Origin of the sequence: Streptomyces sp. NPDC050535 (assembly GCF_044457665.1) — a bacterium.
GTDB lineage: Bacteria > Actinomycetota > Actinomycetes > Streptomycetales > Streptomycetaceae > Streptomyces.
This window is the reverse complement of the sequence record NZ_JBITHE010000004.1, coordinates 312,503-317,690: the sequence shown is the minus strand read 5'-3', so window position 1 is coordinate 317,690 and position 5,188 is coordinate 312,503. Positions and strand designations below refer to the sequence as shown.

Sequence of the window (5,188 nt, the reverse complement as noted above, 5' to 3'; positions counted from 1 at the left end):
CCCGACGACCAAGAATCCGAGAGGAAGAGAGAAGCAGATGAGCAACCCGTTCGAGAACCCCGAGGGCGTCTACTCGGTCCTGGTCAACGACGAGGGCCAGTACAGCCTGTGGCCCGACTTCGTGGACGTGCCGGCCGGCTGGACGGTCGCGCACGGGCCCGCCGGCCGCCAGGAGTGCCTGGACCACATCGAGGCCAACTGGACGGACATGCGCCCCAAGAGCCTCGTGGAGTAGCGAGCGGCGCACGACGTGCGAGAGGGAGACGGCCCACGGGCCGTCTCCCTCTCGCATGTCCGGGGCGGTTCCGGGTCAGGACGCGGGCTGCTCCACCTTCGTGGCGGGCTTGCCGTCCACCGCCGCCGTGAGCTGCGGCACCAGACGCTCGAGAACGTAGGGAATGCTGAGCACGGTCGACAGGGACACCGCGTTGCCGTAGTCGTCGGTCTCCGGGATGAAGACCTCGCGGCCCTGCTTCACGACGCCGAGGTCGCCGTAGAGCTTGTCCTCGTGCAGCTTGGTGACGGCCGAGGTGGTGTCCGGGACGATCCACACGGCGACGTCCTGGTCGAGCAGATCGGTGCGCTCCTTGCTGATGTTGGCACCGAAGGTGTCGCCGATCAGCTTGTCCAGTCCGTCCGGCAGGCTGAAGCCGAGGTCGGTCAGCAGCCGGGAGCGGGGGTCCTGGCTGCCGTAGACGAACGTGCCCTCGTACGGCGTGGCCATCACCGCGGTGGCCTTGGCGAACTCGGGGTGCTCCTGCTTGGCGGTGGCGAAGTCGGCCTCGACGCCGTCGACGAGCTTCTTCGCCTCGGACGCCTTGCCGAGGGCCTTGCCTATGATCTCGGTCTGCTGCTGCCACGGAACGCCGTAGTCGTTGTACTCCTTGGGCTGGGCCACGACCGGCGCGAACTTCGACAGCGAGTCGTACTGCTCCTTCGTGAGGGCGGAGTAGACGGCGAGGATGAGGTCCGGCTTGAGGCCCGCGATCTTCTCGACCTGGGGGCCGGTGCCGGTGTCCTTGAGTACGGTCGGCGCGGCGGCGCTGCCCAGCTTGTCCTGTGCCCAGGGGCCGACGGCGCCCTTGTAGTCGCCGAGCCACTCGGTCGTCCCGACCGGGACCGTGCCGAGGGCCAGCACGGCGTCCTGGTCGGTCAGGCCGATCGTGACGACGCGCTTGGGCTCGGACTCGATGGTCGTGCTGCCGTACTTGTGCGCGACGCTCACCGGGAAGGCGGTGTTCGCGGAGCTCTTTCCGGCAGTGGAGGAACTCGGGTCGTCGTCGGAGTCGGAGGAGCCGCAGGCGGCTGCCGCGCCGACGATCAACAGTACGGACGCGAGCAGTCCGGTGAACCGGGTGGCTCTCTGGGCGCGGGGCATCGCGGGATCCTTCCGTTGGTTTCGCATCTGATCGTCTTTCGGTGTCAGGCTCGGGCGGTGCCCCGGGTCAGGGCTCGGTGCTGCGGTTCTCCGACCAGGCCTGCCACAGGGCGGCGTAGGGACCCCCGGCCGCGCGCAGTTCGTCGTGGGTGCCGCTCTCGGCGACGCGGCCGTTCTCCATCACGACCACCCGGTCGGCGGTCGCGGCCTGGCTGAGCCGGTGCGCGACGACCAGCGCGGTGCGGCCGTCGAGAGCCCGCTCGGCGGCCTGCTCCAGCAACTGGGCGCCGGAGCTGCCCGCTTCGGCGGTGGCCTCGTCGAGTACGGCGACCGGGGGATCGGCCAGCACCAGCCGGGCCAGGGCGAGTTGCTGGGCCCGGTCGGCGGTGAGGCGGTGGCCGCCGTCGCCCACGACGGTGCCGAGCCCTTCCGGCAGGGCGTCGGCCCAGCCGAGGGCGCCGACCCGGTCCAGGGCCTCGCGGAGTTCCTCGTCGGTGGCGTCGGGCCGGGCCAGCCGCAGGTCCTCGGCGAGCGGGCCGGCGAAGACGTGCACCTCCTGGGTGACCAGTGCCACCGAACGGCCCGACTCGCTCGGCTCCGCCCCGCCGATGTCGATCCGCCCGCCGGTGGGGCGGTGGATCCCGACGATGAGCTTGGCGAGGGTGGTCTTCCCCGCCCCGCTGGCGCCGACGAGGGCGACCTTCTCCTTCGGGCGGAGCACGAGGTCCACCTCGTGCAGCACGGGATGCCCGGGGCGGTAGGCGTGCCCGACCCCGGTCAGCGTGACGGTGGGGACGCCGCGGGACGGCTCCCGCTCCGCCGCCTCCGGCGCCGGTTCGTCCACCACGCCGACCAGCCTGGCCAGCGCGGCGGTCGCCGACTGGGCGTCGTCGAGCAGCACCAGCGCGGTGTTGACCGGCCCGAACAGGCTGTGGAAGTACAGCGCGGCCGCCGTCGCCGTGCCGATCGACGCCGACCCGTTCCGTACGAGCAGGAACCCGACCACCAGGACGGCGGCGAGACCGGTGTACTCGGCCAGGTGCAGCCGGCTGTAGAACCGCAGCACCAACTGCACCCCGCGCAGGGTGAGATCGACGGCCGCGCGGGAGCGCTCCGTGACCCGCTCGGTGTGCGCGCCCTCCAGCCGGTAGGCGCGTACGGTGCCCGCCCCGCCGATGGTGTCGAGCAGTTGCTGCTGCTGGACGCCGGTGGCCACGCGCTCCTTCGCGTACAGGGGGGTGGCGTTGGCCACGTACCAGCGGGCCGTGTGTGCCTGCACGGGCACCGCGAGCAGCGCGGCGACCAGGAAGCGCCAGTCGAGCACGGCGAGCGCGGCGAAGGTGAGCACGATGGACAGTCCCGAGCGGGCCAGCTCGGGCAGCGCGGAGCGCACCGCCTCGGCGACCCGGGAGACGTCCCGGGTGACCCGGGCGGTCAGGTCGCCCGAGCCGGCCTTCTCCAGCCGGTCGAGCGGCAGCAGCAGGGCCCGCTCCACGAACCGCTCGCGCAGCTCTGCCAGTACGGTCTCGCCCAGCCGGGAGACCAACGACATGCCGAGCGCGCTCGCGATGCCCTGCGCCACGGCGACGAGCACCAGCAGCACCACGGGCAGGGTGAGCGCTCCGGCGGCCCTCCGGTCGGTGACCAGATTGACGATGTGGCCGAGCAGCGGCTGGGTGAGCAGCCCCACCGCGGTGGCCGCCACCATGACACCGAACCCGGCCCAGGCCAGCGTCCGGTGCGGGCGCAGCAGTTCGCCGACGGCGGCCCGGGTGCGGGCGGGTGTGGCGGTGGGCAGCAGCTCGCGGGCCGCTGTTTCCGGTGCGGTGATGTCTGCTCCCGTGGTGTCCGCTCCTGGGGCGTCCGCTCCCGGCACGTCGGCTCCTGGGGTGTCTGCTCCTGGGGTCATGCCAGTACCGCCGTCCGGTAGGCCGCGTGAGCGCGTACGAGCTCGGCGTGCGGTCCGTCCGCGGTGACCTGGCCGGCGTCGAGGAGGACGACCCGGTCGGTCACGGCGAGCAGCGCGGGGCTGTTGGTGACCAGCACGGTGGTGCGGCCCTGCCGGAACTCCCGTACGCCCGAGGCGATCCGGGCCTCGGTGACCGCGTCCACGGCGGTGGTCGGGTCGTGGACGACCAGCACGGGCCGGCGGGCGTTGAGGGCGCGGGCGAGGGCGACGCGCTGGCGCTGGCCGCCGGACAGCGAGCGGCCGCCTTCACCGACCTCGGCGGCGGTGCCGAGCGGCATCGTGCGGGCGACCTCGTCGGCGGACGCGGCGGCCATCGCGCCGTCGGCGCCCTCGGTGGCGCCGATGTTGTCACCGAGCGTGCCGTCGAAGAGGGCGGCGTCGTGCGCGGCGACCAGTACGACCGTACGCAGCTCCGCCGGGTCGAGGTCCGTCAGGGGTACGCCGTCGAGCTCGACGACGCCCGCGGAGGGGTCCTCGGTGCGGCCGAGGCAGCGCAACAGGGCTTCGGCGGCGGCCGGGTCGGTGGTGGCGATCCCGAGCAGTTCGCCGGGCGCCACCGTCAGGTCCATCTCGCGCAGCTCGCCCAGGCTGACCCCGCGCAGCCGCAAGGTGCCGCGCACCGGGTCCGCCAACTGCTCCTTGCCGGGAGCGACGTCGGGCGGGGTGCCGAGCACCTCGGCTATCCGCGCGGCCGAGGCCCGGCCCTGGGCGAACTCGGCGTTCACCCAGGCGAGCACCTCGAGCGGCCCGAGCAGGAACAGCGCCAGCCCGACGGCCGACACCAGCTGACCCAGCGTGATGTCGCCCCGCACGGCCAGCCGTCCGCCGACCAACGCCACGAGCGCGATGAAGCCCCCCGTCAGCGCGAGGACGACACCCCGCTGCCAGGCCTCGGCGCGGGCGGCGCGCAGTGTGGCCGCCAGTGAGTCGCGGCTGGTGCGCCGATAGCGGTCCACGGCCGTGGCCTGGGCGCCGATGCCCTTGAGTACCCGCAGCCCGGCCACCAGGTCGGCCGCGACTCCGGAAGCGTGGGCGGCCCGCTCCTGCTCGGCCTCGCTGCGCCGCTCCAGGGGCTTGCTGAGCAGGTGTCCGAGCCAGAGCAGCAAGGGCGTGCCCAGCAGGACCACCAGACCGAGCGACACGGAGACCACCAGCAGTGCCACCGCGCTGACCGCGAGACCGGCGAAGGCCGAAATGCCAGTCATCACGGCCATGTTGACCGCGCCGACCCGCTTGGCGTCCTCGGTGGCGATGTTCGACAGGGCGCCGGGCAGTCGCCCGTTCTCCGCTCCGCCGCGGGGGTCGAGGACGCGTCGCACCAGCGTCACCCGCAGTTCGTGCGCGGCGAGTTCGGCGGCGCGCTCGCCGGCCCGGGCGCCGAAACGGAAGCTGAAGGACAGCCCCACGTAGACGACGGCGAGTACGACGAGCCAGCGCACCAGGGCGCCGGTGTCACCCTTGGCCACGGCCTGGTCGATCACCAGGCCGATCAGCACCGGGACGAGCGCTTCCCCGAGCTGGTGACCGGCCCCCAGCACGGCTCCGACAGTGACGTCCCGCCGCTGCCCCCGGACTGCCCTCGCCAGAACATCCCGCCCGCGCGGCACCTCAGCCCCCATCGGCCCACCCTCCGGAACCAGCCATCATGAATTTAGGTAAGGCTAGTCTAAGTTAGGGCTAGGTGGTCAAGGTCGTGGGGAGCCCGGAGCCGACCGTGGCCAGTCCGACCGGCCCGCGGATCCGCCGGTCCGCCTCGCGCAGCGGGACGTGCCCGCCGGGCGCCGGGGCGCCGGGTACCTGGCCCGGGTGCCGTATGCCGCCGCGAGCCGCTGCCGGAGGCG

The 5,188-nt window shown here is 73.2% G+C and carries 4 protein-coding genes; 1 reads left to right on the top strand and 3 read right to left on the bottom strand.

What is annotated here, in order from left to right; genetic code table 11:
• Positions 1-37: 37 nt before the first annotated feature.
• Entirely contained in the window at positions 38-235 is a 198-nt protein-coding gene (locus ACIBLC_RS12165) for an MbtH family protein (RefSeq protein WP_383689041.1), read from the top strand.
• 75 nt (positions 236-310) lie between these two features.
• Here the strand turns inward: ACIBLC_RS12165 and ACIBLC_RS12160 are convergent, their stop codons facing one another.
• The 3 genes from ACIBLC_RS12160 to ACIBLC_RS12150 form a co-directional block, all read right to left on the bottom strand.
• Entirely contained in the window at positions 311-1,378 is a 1,068-nt protein-coding gene (locus tag ACIBLC_RS12160) for an iron-siderophore ABC transporter substrate-binding protein (RefSeq protein WP_399210751.1), read from the bottom strand.
• A gap of 67 nt (positions 1,379-1,445) precedes the next feature.
• Complete coding sequence (locus ACIBLC_RS12155; protein ID WP_399210750.1) at positions 1,446-3,287, bottom strand: ABC transporter ATP-binding protein; 1,842 nt, start codon at positions 3,285-3,287, stop codon at positions 1,446-1,448.
• On the bottom strand, positions 3,284-4,966 hold the full coding sequence (locus tag ACIBLC_RS12150) for an ABC transporter ATP-binding protein (protein ID WP_399210749.1): 1,683 nt from the start codon (positions 4,964-4,966) through the stop codon (positions 3,284-3,286). The genes ACIBLC_RS12155 and ACIBLC_RS12150 overlap by 4 nt, the downstream gene beginning before the upstream one ends.
• Positions 4,967-5,188: the final 222 nt, after the last annotated feature.